The sequence below is a fragment of the Sphingobacterium sp. UBA7855 genome (assembly GCA_002500745.1).
In the GTDB taxonomy this organism is placed as follows: domain Bacteria; phylum Bacteroidota; class Bacteroidia; order Sphingobacteriales; family Sphingobacteriaceae; genus Sphingobacterium.
Map to the genome: position 1 here is coordinate 63,706 of DLST01000007.1, position 17,169 is coordinate 80,874.

13 protein-coding genes are annotated in these 17,169 nt (G+C 38.5%); 7 read left to right on the forward strand and 6 right to left on the reverse strand.

Annotated features, from left to right (window positions below; translation table 11 throughout):
• Positions 1 to 14 precede the first annotated feature (14 nt).
• A complete protein-coding gene (locus B2107_RS05100; protein ID WP_293953750.1) occupies positions 15 to 578 on the forward strand; it encodes a hypothetical protein in 564 nt (187 codons plus the stop codon).
• A 331-nt stretch (positions 579 to 909) separates the two neighbouring features.
• Here the strand turns inward: B2107_RS05100 and B2107_RS05105 are convergent, their stop codons facing one another.
• Positions 910 to 1,197: a hypothetical protein gene (locus tag B2107_RS05105; RefSeq protein ID WP_293953752.1), complete on the reverse strand. Its 288-nt coding sequence runs from the start codon at positions 1,195 to 1,197 to the stop codon at positions 910 to 912.
• Positions 1,198 to 1,499: 302 nt separating this feature from the next.
• Here B2107_RS05105 and B2107_RS05110 point away from each other — a divergent pair, with 302 nt between their 5' ends.
• From B2107_RS05110 to B2107_RS05135, 6 genes are all read left to right on the forward strand, one after another.
• Positions 1,500 to 2,363: an SDR family oxidoreductase gene (locus B2107_RS05110; RefSeq protein WP_293953753.1), complete on the forward strand. Its 864-nt coding sequence runs from the start codon at positions 1,500 to 1,502 to the stop codon at positions 2,361 to 2,363.
• Between the two features lie 218 nt (positions 2,364 to 2,581).
• The gene (locus B2107_RS05115; RefSeq protein WP_293953755.1) at positions 2,582 to 3,169 is read left to right on the forward strand and encodes a DUF421 domain-containing protein; all 588 of its coding nucleotides are present in this window, start codon (positions 2,582 to 2,584) and stop codon (positions 3,167 to 3,169) included.
• Between the two features lie 738 nt (positions 3,170 to 3,907).
• Entirely contained in the window at positions 3,908 to 6,130 is a 2,223-nt protein-coding gene (locus tag B2107_RS05120; protein ID WP_293953757.1) for a glycosyltransferase, read from the forward strand.
• Between the two features lie 263 nt (positions 6,131 to 6,393).
• On the forward strand, positions 6,394 to 6,516 hold the full coding sequence (locus B2107_RS05125) for a hypothetical protein (RefSeq protein ID WP_293953759.1): 123 nt from the start codon (positions 6,394 to 6,396) through the stop codon (positions 6,514 to 6,516).
• Positions 6,517 to 6,788: 272 nt separating this feature from the next.
• On the forward strand, positions 6,789 to 7,373 hold the full coding sequence (locus B2107_RS05130; RefSeq protein ID WP_293953761.1) for a ferritin-like domain-containing protein: 585 nt from the start codon (positions 6,789 to 6,791) through the stop codon (positions 7,371 to 7,373).
• Positions 7,374 to 7,469: 96 nt separating this feature from the next.
• Entirely contained in the window at positions 7,470 to 7,841 is a 372-nt protein-coding gene (locus B2107_RS05135; protein WP_293953763.1) for a response regulator, read from the forward strand.
• A 155-nt stretch (positions 7,842 to 7,996) separates the two neighbouring features.
• On the opposite strand, the gene B2107_RS05140 is transcribed toward B2107_RS05135, so the two are convergent.
• The 5 genes from B2107_RS05140 to B2107_RS05160 all read right to left on the reverse strand — a co-directional run bounded on the left by B2107_RS05140 (position 7,997) and on the right by B2107_RS05160 (position 17,085).
• On the reverse strand, positions 7,997 to 9,055 hold the full coding sequence (locus B2107_RS05140) for a serine hydrolase domain-containing protein (protein WP_293953765.1): 1,059 nt from the start codon (positions 9,053 to 9,055) through the stop codon (positions 7,997 to 7,999).
• Positions 9,056 to 9,751: 696 nt separating this feature from the next.
• On the reverse strand, positions 9,752 to 10,600 hold the full coding sequence (locus tag B2107_RS05145) for a helix-turn-helix domain-containing protein (RefSeq protein WP_293953767.1): 849 nt from the start codon (positions 10,598 to 10,600) through the stop codon (positions 9,752 to 9,754).
• The gene (locus B2107_RS05150; protein ID WP_293953769.1) at positions 10,601 to 11,572 is read right to left on the reverse strand and encodes an aldo/keto reductase; all 972 of its coding nucleotides are present in this window, start codon (positions 11,570 to 11,572) and stop codon (positions 10,601 to 10,603) included.
• A gap of 622 nt (positions 11,573 to 12,194) precedes the next feature.
• Entirely contained in the window at positions 12,195 to 13,790 is a 1,596-nt protein-coding gene (locus tag B2107_RS05155; RefSeq protein ID WP_293953771.1) for a RagB/SusD family nutrient uptake outer membrane protein, read from the reverse strand.
• Positions 13,791 to 13,800: 10 nt separating this feature from the next.
• Positions 13,801 to 17,085, reverse strand: coding sequence for a SusC/RagA family TonB-linked outer membrane protein (locus tag B2107_RS05160; RefSeq protein WP_293953773.1), 3,285 nt, complete (start codon positions 17,083 to 17,085; stop codon positions 13,801 to 13,803).
• Positions 17,086 to 17,169: the final 84 nt, after the last annotated feature.

Genomic DNA, 17,169 nt, shown 5'->3' on the forward strand with positions numbered 1-17,169 from the left:
AAATAATTTAAATTATGAAAAAGATGCTCTTTATTTTAAGTGTGTTACTATACACATCTATCGGTTTTCATTTGAAGGCTCAAACACAAAAAGATGATGATTTTGAGTTCTTTGATACTGTCGTCAATAACCACAATCAACTCTTTCAAATGTCTTGCATCCCATCTGCTGTCGAGATGATACTAAAGTATTATAAAGTGGTTGATTTTGATTTTTACGGTTTACAAAATGAATGGCAGAATAAGACTGATGGTTCTTTTCCTGATTTTGACAATAGAGAATTATACGGTATTACCTTTTCTCAAAAATTTGTTTTGCCCCGGGATGCAACCTTTCCGATCGACAGTCTTTTTCAAACGATAGATAATGAGTTGAAGTCCGAAAAAAAAGTAATTATCTCACTTCCGGCAGACGGTGGCTGGCATATGTTTGTTATATGCAAACAAACTCCGGATGGAGACTTTGTATCCTATAGCAAACTTGGAAGTCATACGCTAATCTTTAGAAATACAAAGGAGATTGTGAAAAAGTCTAATGGAACAGAAATCTTAACTTATCGCACTCCTCCGGGAATGTAGCCTTTTAGAATTCTAGAAGAAATATTTGCGTGTTTTTCATGATTTCAAAGTGGTTTTTCCTCGTGGATATATATCCGATATGGAAATTAATTTATTGTTCGTGCCAAAGTACCGCGATTTGTTCCATTTTCATTGTAGTTTTTTATGATTTAAACGTACTATTTAATTTTATAGGAGATTATACTTTAAGGAAGGGAAATTTTAGCTATCCATTTAGTAATCCGATTGTTCAAAATCCAATACGATCTTTCTTATGATAGGTTGCAAGAATTCGACCCAATTGCGGATATCTCACTAATAATAGATGTGAGTTCTTCTTAAGAAAAATTTTCTATAACACCCTGTTTGGTTTAAAACAATCAAAGATGGTAAGATTGTCCAGCCAATGTGATTCCCAAAATCCCTCAATGATTGTTTTTAAATAGGTAATACTAGGTTTAGTGGAGGATTGTGCATCTTGTTCATTTGTTATGGCAAAAATAGGGAATCCGTTTTGTTCTCCTGGGTACAATAGGTCCCTGTAACAGGATGGCTGTGTAAAGATATCAGGGTCATTTTTAATTGCCTTTTCAAAGTCAATTTCTAAAGTGATACTTTTATTCGTCTTCTGTCTGGTCATATCTATCAGTCGGCCTTTTGTTACTAAATAAATTTTCCCCTAACAAGACGCAGTAGGAGCGAATGATGTTCACTTTTTGAAAGTGCTCTTTTTTCAATTGAAATACCTGGCAAACCTTTCAGACGCTGAGCTTGTTCATTTGTTGGAAGAATCGGTAAAAACTCTTTAGCAAAATGCCGATTATCTTTAATTTATCAATAAAGGTTATATAAGGTTACCAACACTATAAAGAATTCATATTTGCACTAACCTTTACAAATTTTCGAAATCAGATATTGTCTGGAATTATTTAAAAAAATGGTATGAAAAAAGCAGCAAGTAAAAAGATTAGACCGTTGCAAAAGCAGAAGCGACCCGGATTGGAAATAAATATGGCTCCAGTTCCTGACACTTCTCCGTTAACGTATCCTGCTGAAGGAAAGTTGAAAAACAAGGTCGCGTTAATTACGGGGGGAGATAGCGGCATAGGCAAAGCTGTAGCTTTGTTATTTGCAAAGGAGGGAGCAGATATTGTTATTGCCTATCTTAATGAAACAAAAGATGCAAAACAAACCAAGAAAGAGGTTGAATCCTTCTCTAGAAAATGTACGCTGATTAAAGGTGATTTGGGAAAAGAAAATCACTGTAAAAAAGTAATTGAGTCTACGATAAGAATGCACAAAAAAGTTGATATTATTGTTAATAATGCTGGGCTTCATTGGGAAACAGAATCCATTGAAAAAATTACTACTGAACAGTTACAAAAAACTTTTCAGAATAATTTCTTTTCCTATTTCTGGATTACAAAGTATGCCATTCCTTATCTTAAAAAGGGGGCAAGCATAATTAATACATCCTCTGTGACTGCGTATAGAGGCAGTCCAAAGTTGATCGATTACTCTGCAACAAAAGGTGCAATAATTTCTTTTACACGAAGCTTGTCTGCAAATCTTATTGCTAAAGGAATAAGGGTCAATGCTGTTGCGCCAGGCCCGGTATGGACTCCATTGATAGCATCCTCATTTGACGCTAAAAAAAACTCAGAATTTGGAAGCGACTCGCCAATGAGAAGGGCAGCGATGCCAAATGAAATTGCACCAAGCTTTCTATTTCTAGCGAGCGAAGATTCAAATTTTATGAGCGGTCAAGTTTTACACCCAAATGGAGGTGAAGTGGTCAATGGTTAGCAATTGCGCTCATATTTAAGATCCTTATTTATGTTGTTTTTTGCGAGCAATGAACTATTGCAGTCCGAGGAATGTTTACGGAATAAATGTGACAATCTTGTTTAGATTTAGTTATTTGGGAGGTTATGATTGATATAAGCAAAATATTCTCGGACGGAGTTGAAAGCTCGTTTCTTGTGGAAATTGCAGCGAGAACGATAATAATGTTTCTTCTGATTTTGATCATACTCAGACTTTCAGGTAGGAGAGGTGTTCGACAGTTGACTGTTTTTGAAGTGGCGATTATTCTCAGTCTTGGATCGGCCGCAGGAGATCCGATGTTTCAGGAAGATTTGCCAATTTCCTATTCGGTTGTTGTTTTTATTTGTGTTATTGTACTTTACAAGTTCATAACCTGGCTTACCTACAAGTCTGAGGTGATCACTCATTTATTAGAGGGTAAAGTTCTACCAATAGTGAAGGACGGAGTATTTCACATCAAGCATGAAGATGATGATAATTTTTCGAGAACGGAGTTTTTTTCAGAATTCAGAAATTTAAACGTAGAACATTTAGGGCAGGTTAAAGAGGGTGTTTTAGAGATTGATGGCACATTAAGCGTTTTATTCTATGCTGATGATGACGTCAAATATGGGCTACCACTGTTCCCTTCTTCCTATAAGATGGTTGATGTATCCAACTCTGAAGGGCCGTTTGCATGTATGTATTGTGGCCATGTTGTGTTTAATTTTGATAGCGATTCTCAATCCTGTACTCGGTGTCATCGAAAGGAATGGACTAAAGCTATAAATTCAAGAAGAGTTTAGCGTTGCCAGTTTCTGTAAAAATATTCATTCTCCGCGCAGACACCTCTATCTAAAGGACATGAACACAATTCTTTTAAAAGTCTATAAAAACTAAACAGTCGCAGTTTTCCCGTGCACCCCATTCTTCCAGAACAATCGCACGGTACAGCGACAAGGAACTTCTCTTATTATATACCGGAGACGCATTTACCGACCGCTATCAAAAGCGCGACAAAATCGCGTAGGCGCGGATTGATAACCAACGATATCCGCCGCTATGCAAAAGGCCGCAATTTCCTTGACATAGCCGAATTGGGAAGCAGCTGAATTTATAGCTACATCGAAGATCGACTGCACTTACTTTGTATAGCTACTTTTAGCCAACTAAAAAACGACAGCCAATTGCGCCTGTCTTTAAAGATATTGATACATTTAAACAATTCATTAAGAAGCTGTTCTTTACTAGGCTTTACAAGGTTTCCCTAGCTGTCTTTCCCTCAGTAGGTAGGAACTTGTAGCACATGATCTAAAAATAGCATTTGTAATTATTTAGTGATAAGTTTTGATAAGTTACCATATAATACGGATAAAAGTGTTGATATTCAAAGTTTAACATATCATTAATTATTCTTTAGATAAAACATTCCAGCTAGCGTTTCTTTCATTTTATTTTCGTACATTTAAAAACCTCCCTACGTGTAGCACCTTGTAAAAGATACAAGAAGATCGTATGCAAGGACTTCACTTAAAAAATCCAACATGATTTCACCGACAAAAAAAGGAGTTGCGTTCCTTTCCACTTTTCCTCCGCGCGCCTGCGGTATTGCAACCTATACAACAGATCTTATAAATGCTATCGCGAGTAAATTTGAAGAGTCGTACCGGCTAATTCCCATACCAATTGTAGATAATAATACATCTGAAGATGATAGCCCATTGGGGAATTTCGATATTTCAAATCCTCTTTCATTCGATAATGTCCTTAAAAATATCCTGTGTGATCTGGATATTAAATTGATTTGTGTCGAACATGAGTTTGGTCTCTTCATAGGTCAGGAAGCTAAATTCATATCTTTTCTTTCGGATCTTAATGCAGCACGACTTGCCACTGTTGTGACTTTCCATACAGTGTTGCCTGCACCAGATCCCAAGATGCTAGAAAACGTATCTACTATCGCTTTTCATTGCTCGCAAATCATCGTGATGACCCAGGGATCTGCCGATATCCTTATTCATACTTATAAAATTCCTGCCAGTAAAATAACTGTAATTGCGCATGGCACCCATTTAGCCCCAGCTAAGGATAAACATGCAATTCTTGAGCATTTTAGCCTCTTGGGCAAGAAGGTCCTTAGTACATTTGGTTTGCTGGGGCCCAGCAAGAGTATAGAAACCACCCTTTATGCACTTCCATCTATTATCGAACAAAACCCAAATGTAATATTCCTTATTTTAGGAATGACACACCCCAACCTGCTGCGAATTGAAGGAGAGACGTATCGAAACGAGCTGGAGGCAATAGTTGATAAATTCGGTATTTCAGCTCATGTGCGTTTTATTAACGAATTTCTTTCAACGGAAGATTTATTAGCCTATTTATCTATAACCGACGTGTATCTTTTTACTTCAAAAGATCCGCTACAGGCCGTTAGTGGTACATTTTCTTATGCGCTGAGCTCCGGATGTCCCATTGTTTCGACACCAATCCCCCACGTCAAGGAGGTCTTAAAGGAAGATATGGGTACTATAATTGATTTTGAAGCTTCTGATCAGCTCGCAGCTGCGGTAAACCAAATATTGAATGATGAACTTAAATTAAGTAAGATCCATCATGTTAATCTTCAAAAAATGGTTCAGACTTCCTGGCAAAATGTTGCTATCGCTCATGTATATCTTTTTGAGCTTCTGATAGATAAAAAAGGAAAAATGATTTACTCCATTCCACCGCTAAATTTGGACCATATTTTTCGGATGTCCGAGGAGCGCGGTTTTGTTCAATTTGCAGATATTTCCGCTCCGGATCTGTCAAGTGGTTATGCTTTGGATGACAATGCAAGAGCGCTTATAGCCATGTTACATCACTATAGATTGCACGAATCCTACGAAGACCTCGGTCTGATACAGAAATATCTGGATTTTATAGGCCATTGTATGCAAGAGGACGGCACCTTTCTGAATTATATAGATAACTACGGTAATTTCACGATACAAAACCAACAGGAGAATCTTGAAGATGCCAACGGTCGGGCAGTTTGGGCCCTGGGCGAAGTGGTAGGGATGGCCCATCTTTTGCCGGAAAAAATATTAAAACTTGCAATAGAACTGTTGGAGCGAGCCTCCAAACATGCTTTAGTGTATTTTTCGACAAGATCGATGGCCTTCACGATTAAGGGACTGAGTTTTATGAAGGGCAAAAATTATAAGGCTATCATCGAAGTACTTGCGGATCGATTGGCAGCCATGTTTAAACATGAGAGCGCTACAGATTGGCAATGGTATGAATCTTATATGACCTATGGCAATAGTGTTATTCCCGAAGCCATGTTAATCGCCTATGAGACAACTGGGGATTGCCGCTACAGAGATATCGCCTGTAAATCTTTTGATTTCTTGTTGAGCAAGATTATTGTTGACAATGAGGTTCACGTTATTTCCAACAAAGGATGGTTACAACGGGGCCAGCCGGCAATCACAACTAGGGGCGGGGAGCAGCCAATTGACGTTGCCTATACCATTATTGCGCTAGATAGGTTTTATAAGTTCACAGGAGATGAACAATATAAGAAGAATATACGAATCGTATTTGAATGGTTTCTGGGAAGGAATCATATTCGACAGATTGTTTATAATCCTGTTACCGGTGGATGTTTTGATGGTTTGGAAGAGCACACAATCAACATCAATCAAGGCGCAGAATCCACCATAAGCTATTTAATGGCCCGGCTCAAGATGGATGATTACATAAACGAAGCTGTGAGTTAGTTTATTTTAAAATATTGATGCCTGATTGGCAATTATTATGCGTATATTTATTATTGCGATCTACTATTCATCTTAACCCATTCAGTAGATCCAATATTTATCTTTAAATTCTCCACGCGATATACCTTTCGGAAATTTTCAGTTCAACAACTAGCAGTTTGCGTACTTCAAAGAGTAAATACGATTCAGCTTAATATTATTCCTTCCGATCAATCATAGCTATTGAAAGTAAAAGGACCATCACTTTATAAAATCCATATATCATGAGTAAAGACATTAAAAAGGAAAAAAGCACCAAAGAGAAAGTGCAATCTTCTTATCAAAAGGAAAAAGATACTGTTTCTAAAGACGTAACGGATAATGTTTTCCGTAAAAAAAAGAAATAGGCAATCGGAAAGGTAGCTTATTTTTTGCACTTGCACAAGGCAGATTATTTTGAAGCGGGTATACAGTCTGGATCATTAAACCAGGCTTTGCTCGCTTTTTTGCGTCTAACCTTTGTTTTGAAAGCAATAAGAGTTTAGCCACAAAGCGATGTTTTTATACGTCTTCGTCTGAATATACACGTGAAGTATAGGTAATCACTTTTGAAGTAGAACCAAGTATGTTCGATGGACGTTCAATTCTAAAAAGCTTTAGGGCTATAAACTTTCTGAACATGGCAACAACAACTAAAAGTACCACAAGTGACAAGTCTGAAAATGGCTCCAGGAAAAAGCAATCTACAGACAGTTCAAAACAAAAAGCAACAGCTAATGCCGCAAAAGATTTAGCAGAGGTTTTTGAACACGGTCTCAAAGACATCTATTGGGCGGAGAAGGCTTTATTAAAAGCATTGCCAAAGATGGAAAAGAATGCTACTGCCGAAAAATTAAAAAAAGCGATTTCTAAACATCTTTTAGAGACTGAAAATCATGTGAAGCGCTTGGAGCAGTGTTTTGAAAGTTTGGAGTTAAAGCCTAAAGCAGAGCGATGCGCAGCGATGGCCGGACTGATCGAAGAAGGTGAACAAATTATTGAGGATACGGAGGAGGGAACCGTTAGAGATGCTGGAATTATCGCTGCTGCTCAAAAAATCGAGCATTACGAAATTGCCACCTATGGCACGCTTGCTGCGTTTGCCAAGGTTTTGAAGTATAATGCAGTCATCCAGCTTTTGCGTGAAACCCTTGAAGAAGAAAAAAAATGTGATTCTGATCTAACTTCCCTAGCAGACACCAATCTCAATGCAAAAGCTAGATAATAGCCACCAAACAATGAAGGAGATGGATCTTGCGTCTGTAAGATCCATTTTTTTTACAAATGATACTTGCTGAACGAATATTTCAAAAAAGAAAACATGAAAAAGACAATTGTAGTGTGTGATGATGATAAAGAAATACTAAATGTATTTTCCCTTGTGTTAGAAAATCAGGATACGATTGTTATAACCGTTGTAAATAGTTTAGTTTTGATGGAAGTGTTAGATAGTATAGACGCTGATATACTCTTTTTGGATATACATATGGGGGCACGGAATGGAGACCTAATACTACGTGATCTCAAGTGTTCAACTAAATATGATAAGCTGCCCGTAATCATGATGTCAGGTCATATCGACGGAAGAACAATTGCTATCGAATGTGGGGCCGAAGGATTTTTACCAAAGCCTTTTGAACTGACAGATCTGGAAAACTACATACGAAGATTCGTTTATGGAAGCGAATTTTAATGTCATGAATGGTTCTAAACTATATCCTCAACTGTCCTGAAGGTACAAGCACTGCCATTGGGGGGCATCTATTTGTTCTCCTGATTAAAAGTATTATTACACGCTTACAAATTACTTCTTCAGATTTAGCTACAAAATTACCTACGTCAGGCAGGCTACTTAAGTTTTGGAATTTTAACTTTTCTATTGTAAATAATATTAACTACATTCTCAATAAAATCTTCCTTTTTTATCCGTTCACCGTTGGTATTATAAGCAATTGAAATATCCGCTTCCTTGTTGTATATTAAAACGGCATGGGATCCTAGCGTATCCCCACCGTGTCCATAAAATATGGTCCCTTCAAAATTCCATACTGCGATTCCTCTTCCCCATTCTTCTTTTCCTACTAGAGGTTGTATTAACTCCAGCGTTTCCTCTTTAATAATATTGTAGTGGAACAAATTATTTACAAAAATATTTAAATCATATGAAGTTGCAGCAATGTCGCCCACCCCTATAACATTAAGAAAGTCAATTTCTTTATCTAATAGATGCCAAGAGTTATCACTGAAGCGATAAGGTAGATAAACGTTTTTTTGATTGGGCCGGAAAGAAACTAGATTTTTTAATCTGAGCGGTCTTATAATTTCACTGTTTACAATTTTTTGATAGGACTTTTGGTATTTTTCTTCCAGGATTTTTGCGAGTAGATAATAAGCGGAATTCGAATAAAAGACCTTTTCATCCGCTTCAAAAATTTTCCCCTGTTGTATGATCAGGTCTATGATTTGTTTATCAGTTGCTTTCTCAGTTACCCATACTTCGCCATCTTTAACAACATAACTTCCTAGTCCGCTGGTATGGCCAAGAAGATTTTTTATGGTTATTTTATCCGAATTCGGAATTTGAGGGTAGAACTTAGCAAGTCTATCTGTCAAACGTAATCTGTTATCCTCGATTAATTTAAAAATTAGAACCGCTGTAATCATTTTGGTAACAGAGCCAACCCGATACTTTGTATTCTTATTGTAAACCAATCCAGGTATATTTTTTTGACCAAAATGTCTGCTGTATACCTCTTTCCCATTTTTAAATATCGATAGACTGCCAATCCCTAAATTTTTATTTTCTATTGAATTAAAATAAGTATCAAGTTTTTCGGAATTAATATTTTGCGCAAATAGAAAGGTTGGAAGGATAGCAAATACAAGTAAAGCTAATTTATTTTTCATTATAAATCTGTTTTTCTTAAATATTCTAATGAATATCAGCTATTGGCACATATTTCAATATCATGTATCTACTTTAGGTATGATAAGTTTCCGCAAATTTCTTATTGATTTCGAAAAATGCTTTGCCATAAAATGTTATTCACCTTAAAAGTAAGGAATATATTTCATTGAAATAGACCTATCTATTATTGTTGATCAATTTGTGGTGTCTGAGTTGGATCGCTCTATCTATTTTTGGCCACCGTAATAGAACTTATTTCTTCCCTCAGGTCTTGTGATAATCTAAGGGCAGTAAAAGTAAATCAGGTAGGCAATTCAAGCCTGCTGGTTTAAATAAATTTTATAGTAATTGGATGTATAACGGGCACGATGACGTGTTTACTATAATTTTAATAAAAGACGAATATTACAACACATTAATGGTGATAAATCAGATTTCGCAGATGGTTACCATTCCTATAAAAAAAATGGTGTTTTGATCGATGGTTATGATGTTGATGGTAAGACTATAACTACCGGATCTTTTGATAAAAAAATTAATAATGAAAATGTATTATCTTTTCTATTTAGAGAAACTAAAAATCGTGTTAAATAGTTTTATAGAACATTATGGAGTCGTTTGGTGGGGTTGTTGATTAATAAACTACTCGGAATAAAACACCTGCAAATGAACCCTTCGTTGAGGTATTATCAATTTTATCTTATCGCCTTGGAAGGTATCATTTTATCAGCTTTCCATCCGATTACAGTTGGCGCTTTGCCAAATTTCTTTTTAAAGGCGTTAGAAAAATGCGACAGGGTCTCAAATCCGAGATCGAGATAGATCGCGGATGGCTTTTTGTTTTTTCTTTCAATTAAATGCCATGCTTCAATCAGTCTCTTATCCTGTAACCACCTGCGTGGAGGCATACCGAAGGTCTTTTGAAAATCCCTTTTGTATCCCGAAAGGCTTCTTCCGGTGAGTTGTGCAAATTTCTCGATCGGGACATTGAAATGAAAATTGCTCAGCATAAATTTTTCTAGATCTATCTTATGAGGTTCTGAGAAATCGAACAAAAAGTTACGCAGTGCTGGAACAGCGATCAGTATCAGCTTGATGCCTTCTTTTACCTTTAAAAGACCCATCTCATCAGTCATTTCATCACCAGCACTTCGCGCATAGGGAATCACCGACTGGAAATAACCTTTGATAAACGCATTATTGGGCAGGCATATGTTTGGAAGTCCGATGTATTTACCCTGAGCCTCTATTTTTTCCTCTAGCGCTATCTGACGCATCAGATTTTCTTGTAGCGATATGACGATAGTTTCATAGTAACCATTTGGCTCCGGGGTTTTATTCAAGGTTCCCAGCTGATTTTTGTGAATTAGCAATACTTCTCCGGCAGATATCTTTACATGTTGCTCAGCGGTTTCGACAACCATCTGGCCCGACACCTGTAGTACCAGGGTATGGTGGTTCCAGACGCATGCTTTCTCTTTCTTTTGAGAAGAAAGGTAAGAGTAGAATATCACGCCGGGAAGTATTTCTGCTGGACTTTCCATTTATCTTTGTAAGTAAGTACCACCTTTAATAGCACCTATTGCAAATGTAGTGTTTAAAATTTTCAATTCCTCTGGGCTAAATACAATTTCCATCGCGTCAATATTTTCGGGTATTCTTGATCTACGGCTCATGCTCACCAGTGGCATTATATTGTCGCCCTGTTCTTTTACCCACGCGATCGCGAGTTGTGTAGGGTTGACATTTTTACGTTGAGCAACTTCTTTTAATACTTCCACTTTTTCAAGATTATGGATTAGGTTATTACCCTGAAAACGGGAAAAGTGATTTCGATGGTCATCGGCAGAAATTGGAGCTTTCAGGTCACCGGTTAACAGTCCCTCGGCCGTATTGGCAAATGCCACTACACCAATCCCTAGTTCTTTAGCTGTAGGCAATAGCTCATCTTCGATCTGACGGTCGGCCAAAGAATAACCGATCTCCAGTGCACTGATGGGATAAACGCTGTTGGCTTTACGGAGTTGATCGGCGGTGATTTCCGATACGCCTATATGACGTACTTTTCCTTCATCTACCAGACCGGCAATCGTTCCGATAATGTCTTCTATCGGCACACTGTCGTCAATTCTAGAAGGTTGATATAAGTCGATAGTTTCAATACCCAAACGTGTCAACGAATAGTTGACAAAATTCTTGATCGCTACAGGACGAAGATCCAAGCCGATCCATTGGCCGTTGTGGAAAATAGCCCCGAATTTGACACTGATGAAAGCATCGTCCCGTCTTCCCTTAATGGCTTTCCCAATAAGCATTTCATTGTGGCCTGCGCCATAAAAATCTCCCGTATTCAGGAAGTTGATCCCGCTGTCCAATGCTTGATGGATAGTTAAAATGCTTTCGGTTTCATCGGGTATCGCGCCACCCCATATTGATGACATCCGCATACATCCCAGGCCAAGTTTTGAAACCGTGGGGCCGTTTTGGCCCAATTGAATTTTAGTGATTTCAGACATTTGATTGATTTAATGTTATTATACAAAGGTCCCGATTTAACAATCAGGTTACTTTCTTCTGGGGTTCAATTTACTTGTCTGTATGGTTCATTCATTAGTAAACTAAAGGCAATTCCTAGACTCATCCATCCAATTGTATAGTAAATACTGGTAAATCCTTCATATTTTTAAAAAAGGATATCCAGTTTGAATGTAACGTGTGGGGTCAAAAGGAAGTTGTTGTGGTGTCTGTTTTGCATGGCGATGTAATCCTGCAAATTATGATTGATCGGTTTTTGATAATGGATTTAGATTTTCGCAATGGCAAATGCTATGTAACAATACGAGCTGGTTGACAACCGTTGAACTTGCTATTATTCTTGAAGAGTTGGGCTATGAAGAATAAAAAAACCTTGAGTCTGGGAGGATCTCAAGGTTCCTAATTACTACCTATTTTTGAAAAGTACTATTAATACAATATCAAGCCCTATTTAGTTTTAAAAAAATAAAAAAAGCTGAGTTGCCATTACTGCGTACAAAATAAATGCTTAAGGAAGGCAGTCTGCAAGAATAAAAAATTGCAGTATATAACGAAAGTTAATCGATAAATCATTGAAAAATAATCTAAAAGTTTATAGTTCCCTTAATACCCTGGATTTTGGATTAGGTTAGGTTCGACTTGAAAGCTACTCTCATGGAAGGGCCAGAGGTATTGATGTGTCAAAAATTTTCTGTCTTCAATTTTAAGCACATCAGGTGTACCGTCTGTACGTTGTCGCATATGACCCAATGCAGGTTGATTAAGAACCACTTCTGCTATTTTCCATCGTAGGATATCACTATAGCGCAGGCCTTCACCGGCAAATTCGACCCTTCGCTCATTGCGAATTAAGTCGATCCATTCCTGTTGAGATTTTACCGTTAAATTGACATCCGCTATACGCATATCAAGTCCTGCACGTTGTCGAATCTGATTGATACAGCTTTTTGCTAATTCATCTACATTATTTAACATAATTTTGGCTTCCGCATAGGTCAATAATACTTCAGCATAACGAGCCAGAGGAAAGTACATATTTCCGCCCGTCCGAAATGCATCAGCTTCATCGACAAATTTCTTAAACCAATAACCAGATCGGCTGCTTCGCAAATTTTGATAATAGAACAAACTCTTTGAATCATAAATATCTATTTTCTCATTGTTGAATAGGTCGCCCTGTCCAAAAATGCTAGCAGCATAACGTGGATCTCGATTTAATTTGGGGTTGAGCTCATATTCCTGCTTACTGTGTAATGGGCATTTATCGATTGGCCGCCCTTGTAGTGTCCAATAACTATCGACCAACGACTTCAAAGGAACAACATAAGATTGTCCATTTCCAGTCTTATATTGTGGCGCAAGATGCTCAAAAGAATTTGTAGCAGAGTTATTGTGGCTTTCCATGTCAAATTTGATGATAAATTCCTTATTGGTTTTATCCGCCTGGTAATTGAATAGGCTAGCATATTGGGGGTGAAGTTGGTATTTTCCACTATCCATTATTTCCTTCGCAAGCGTTGCGGCAAGATCATAACGTCCATTATAGAGAGCGTATCGCATGATCAATGTTTTGAAGGAGTATTTGTTGAACATATAGGCGTTTGTAGTACCTTCATTTTCAGGGAGCCTGTTTGCCACATCGTTGCTCATTTCAAATAGTTTGTTCAGTATTTCAGCTTTGGGTGTTACTGGAGGCGTAGCTTCTTCAAGCGTAACCGGTACGAGGACAAAAGGCACATCACCCCAAACTTCAGTGATTCTGAAATAATGCCAGATGCGCAATGCCTCCAAGATCGCTTTATATTTTTGTCGTATCGACTCATTTTCCACATAGGGAATATCAATATTAGCGATGTAAGTATTGATCCGCCCGACGTGTTTATTATATAGTGTCCAATAATACTCCGCCAAACGTGCATTGCTTGTCATATTACCATTGGCAATGACCATATGGTGGTCTGTCTCTATTCGTGCATAGGCGTTATCGCTACGGCCATCTAACATATAAAAGAGTAGGCGGCGATCACCAGGTTCCATAAAAACATCCAAATAGCTACTGTATACTACCCGACGCAGATCTTCTTCGGTGTTGAAGAACTCGTCGAAAGATGTTGCGGTAGGATCTCGTTTATCCAGAAATTTTTCGCAGCTGCTTAACGTTGCTAGCGTAATTATCAAGGTTAAAATTTTCTTTTTCATTAGTATAGTTTTAAAAAATACTCGCACTCAGTCCAACACTGTAAGTTGCCATACGCGGATAATTTCCGTTCCCATCATTTGTTCCAGGGCTATCGACATCAATACGTTCGGGGTCAAGGCCTTCCCATTTCGTGAACGTGAACACATCTTGTGCATTCACATATATTCTAAAATTTTTTATGCTTTTACCGATTTTAGGAAATGTATAGCCAAGCTGAAGAGACTTGATGCGGAAAAAGGCTGCGTTGCTAAGCCAAACATCACTGAGTAGCGTATTGGGGCTTGGGCCTGTCCATAGGCGTGGGAAACGGCTATTCGGATTGCCGGGACTCCAATGGTTTGCTACATATTCAACGCGTGGTGCACCGAGGTCGTTACTATTTCCGTCAACGTAAACCGGATAGGCTTCTTGCCCAATCAAGCGGCCCGTGCGCTTTCCTATTCCCTGGCCCAGGGCGGAGAAATCCCAACCTTTATATCGAATATCTAGGTTTATTGCATAGTTATAATGGGGAAGGGGATCGGCCAGGTAGCTTCGGTCTTCATCGTTGATAATACCATCCTGATTTTTATCCACATAGCGGATATCCCCAGGTTTTGAATTTGGCATTTTAGCGGGAGTTGCATCTACTTCCGCTTGGGTTTGGAAATAGCCGTCAGACTGGAAACCATAATAGTTATTGATTGGGACACCTTTATACCATATCCGGTTATTATCGCCTTTAAAGATCAATCTATCGTTTTCATTGTAACCAGCTTTGAGCATTCGGTTGCGGTTGTCAAAAAGCATTCCACCGATGGTATACGAAAAATCGTCCTTTTTGTCTGACCAGCTTGCAGATAGTTCCCAACCATTATTTTCCACGGCGCCGATGTTGATTGCAGATTCAAGACTATTTGATCCCGTAAGTGGAGGAACGGCAAATTGATCATAAATAAGGTCGTATGAATTTTTATGATAAAGTTCAGCTGTAAAGGATAGTCTATTTTTAAATGCATTGACGTCTAGGCCCAAGTTCCATTGCTTCTGTTTCTCCCAGGAGAAATTTGGATTGGGAACACGTATTGTCCAGCCCCAGGTGTCTACAGATTCCTGCCAGAGGTATGGTGCTACATTTTCGTTTCCGATAAGTCCATAAGATGCTCTTACCTTAACGTTATTAATCTCGCCCGACTCAAGAATACGTTTGAAAAAATTTTCGTTATGTAAGTTCCAGGCGAAAGCTCCCGAAGGAAAAAATCCCCAGCGATGGCCAGGGGCAAACTTGCTACTTCCGTCTGAACGTCCGGTTAACTCCAAAATATAGCGGTTATTAAAAGAATAGTTTAGTTTACCGAAAAAGGAAGCTTTGCTGATTTCTCTAAAATCGGTGAAGGTATAATTCATCACTTCTGACCCTGCCGTAAGATAAATTTTGTCTTTGTGCTGGCGGAGCTCCTTGTTGAAGTTAATCAGCATCCGTGCGGTGAGCTGGCTTTCACTAACACCTTGTGAGGCATTGACATCATTTCCCCAAATTGCTGCCGGAGCGCCATTTTCATCAAAAAACTTGTAGGTCAGTCTTTTTTGTTTATTGGCCGACTTGTTAATCATGTAGGAAACGTTTCCCTCGATATTGAGATTGCTGTTGATGTTATATTTTGGACGTAAATTGATGGTACTACGATCATACATATTGTTTTTTGTACCACCATGTTTTATAGACGCGATGGGGTTGATATTGTTATGCAGAATATAGTGTTCGGGAAGTTCAGAATCATAAAAAATTTGTTGCGTTGGGTTCAACCGCCAAGCCTGTTTATAGAGGCCGTGTCCATCATCGTTTGCCAAAAGGCGATCGACCTGCAAACGGTGTGCGTAGAAGTCTGCCATTAATACAAATTTATCGGCAATGTTAATATTCGTATTGAAGCGGGCTGAAAACTTTTGAGTACCTTCAATCTTATTGAGACCATTTTCTTTGATATGGCCGAGCATTAAATTAAAAGTACCGACACCACCACCACCGGATATACTCGCGTTATTATTAATCGCTGTCGACGTTCGTTCCATGACCTGATCGAGCCAATTGACCTCCTTTAATTCTCCGGAGGCATATTGGTTGATTGTTTCTTCGGGGTAGATTGCAGGTTGCCCCTGTTGGATTAAGGTCTCGTTTCGCAATTTCATGAAATCGACAGCACCAACAAATTTCGGAAGATCAATCGGTTTGTTAACTGCAAACCAGTTGTTGGTGACGACTTTAAATTGTCCCGTCTGTCCACGTTCCGTTTCGATGATGATAACACCATTTGCACCACGGGAGCCATACATGGAGGCTGAAGCGGCATCTTTTAAGACGGTAATGCTTTTAACCTGATTCGGGTCAATGTCATGGATGCTCTGTTCCATTCCGTCGACGATGACCAAGGGATCTGCATTTTGTAAGGTACTTATTCCGCGAATGGAGATGGTACCCGGAACACTTCCCGGCATACTGTTTCCGCGCATCATTGTGACTCCTGGGATCGTTCCTGAAAAAGCATCTTGCATTTTAAAAATTGGGCGATTTTTAATTTTCTCCATATCCATTTGGGATACGGAAGATGCAATATGCTTTTTGTCTACTTCGGAAAAGCCAACGACGACAACTTCATCAAGTCCCACTTCATCAGCGTCCATGATAACATTCAGCTCCGATTTATTGTTAATCGGGATTTCAAGCTGTTTGAATCCTACTGCACTAAAAATCAGGGTTCCTTTTTTGCCATCGGGGAGTGTCAGTTGAAACTCTCCTTTCGTATTCGATGAAGTTCCAGTGTTGGAGCCTTTTAGCAAGATGCTGACTGCACTCAATAGATTTCCCTTCGTATCATGTACTTTCCCTCTTACGACTTGTTGCTGCAGGTTGGATATGCCGGATGTACTTTGTTCTGGCAGAGCAACATCGCCATTCTTACGTTTGATGACAACAGTGCCACGATGTAACATGTAATAAAAAGCGCTACTCTTGAAAATTTGATCCAAGGCCTTATCGAGTGATACATCTGTGATTTCAACCGTTGCTTTTTCATTTTTCAGCAATCCTTCTTTAAAGATAAAATGTATACCAGTCTGTTTGGTAATGCTTTCCAGCACAGTTTCAATCCTGGTATTCTGGGCATGTAAAGTAATCTGAGCGGAGCTTGAAGCATAGGCGCCCATCATTGATGTCGCCAATAAGATTCCTGTCAGTTTCATTTTTAATAAATGGTTCAGAGTTTTCCCTTTGTCAACGGGACATAAGGTCCCTTTTGAATAAAATAAATTATTCATAAATTGGTATAGAATTAATGGTTTATGATCAGTGTTAATTCAAATTTGATGCAGGAGTATTTGCCGTACTTCTGCATTTTTTTT

Bases quoted from the DNA above. Each gene is read 5' to 3' on its own strand.
- B2107_RS05105 (WP_293953752.1), bottom strand. From the start codon at position 1,197: ATGACCAGACAGAAGACGAATAAAAGTATCACTTTAGAAATTGACTTT.
- B2107_RS05130 (WP_293953761.1), top strand. From the start codon at position 6,789: ATGGCAACAACAACTAAAAGTACCACAAGTGACAAGTCTGAAAATGGC.
- B2107_RS05120 (WP_293953757.1), top strand. From the start codon at position 3,908: ATGATTTCACCGACAAAAAAAGGAGTTGCGTTCCTTTCCACTTTTCCT.
- B2107_RS05155 (WP_293953771.1), bottom strand. From the start codon at position 13,790: ATGAAAAAGAAAATTTTAACCTTGATAATTACGCTAGCAACGTTAAGC.
- B2107_RS05145 (WP_293953767.1), bottom strand. From the start codon at position 10,600: ATGGAAAGTCCAGCAGAAATACTTCCCGGCGTGATATTCTACTCTTAC.
- B2107_RS05100 (WP_293953750.1), top strand. From the start codon at position 15: ATGAAAAAGATGCTCTTTATTTTAAGTGTGTTACTATACACATCTATC.
- B2107_RS05125 (WP_293953759.1), top strand. From the start codon at position 6,394: ATGAGTAAAGACATTAAAAAGGAAAAAAGCACCAAAGAGAAAGTGCAA.
- B2107_RS05160 (WP_293953773.1), bottom strand. From the start codon at position 17,085: ATGAATAATTTATTTTATTCAAAAGGGACCTTATGTCCCGTTGACAAA.
- B2107_RS05110 (WP_293953753.1), top strand. From the start codon at position 1,500: ATGAAAAAAGCAGCAAGTAAAAAGATTAGACCGTTGCAAAAGCAGAAG.
- B2107_RS05135 (WP_293953763.1), top strand. From the start codon at position 7,470: ATGAAAAAGACAATTGTAGTGTGTGATGATGATAAAGAAATACTAAAT.
- B2107_RS05150 (WP_293953769.1), bottom strand. From the start codon at position 11,572: ATGTCTGAAATCACTAAAATTCAATTGGGCCAAAACGGCCCCACGGTT.
- B2107_RS05140 (WP_293953765.1), bottom strand. From the start codon at position 9,055: ATGAAAAATAAATTAGCTTTACTTGTATTTGCTATCCTTCCAACCTTT.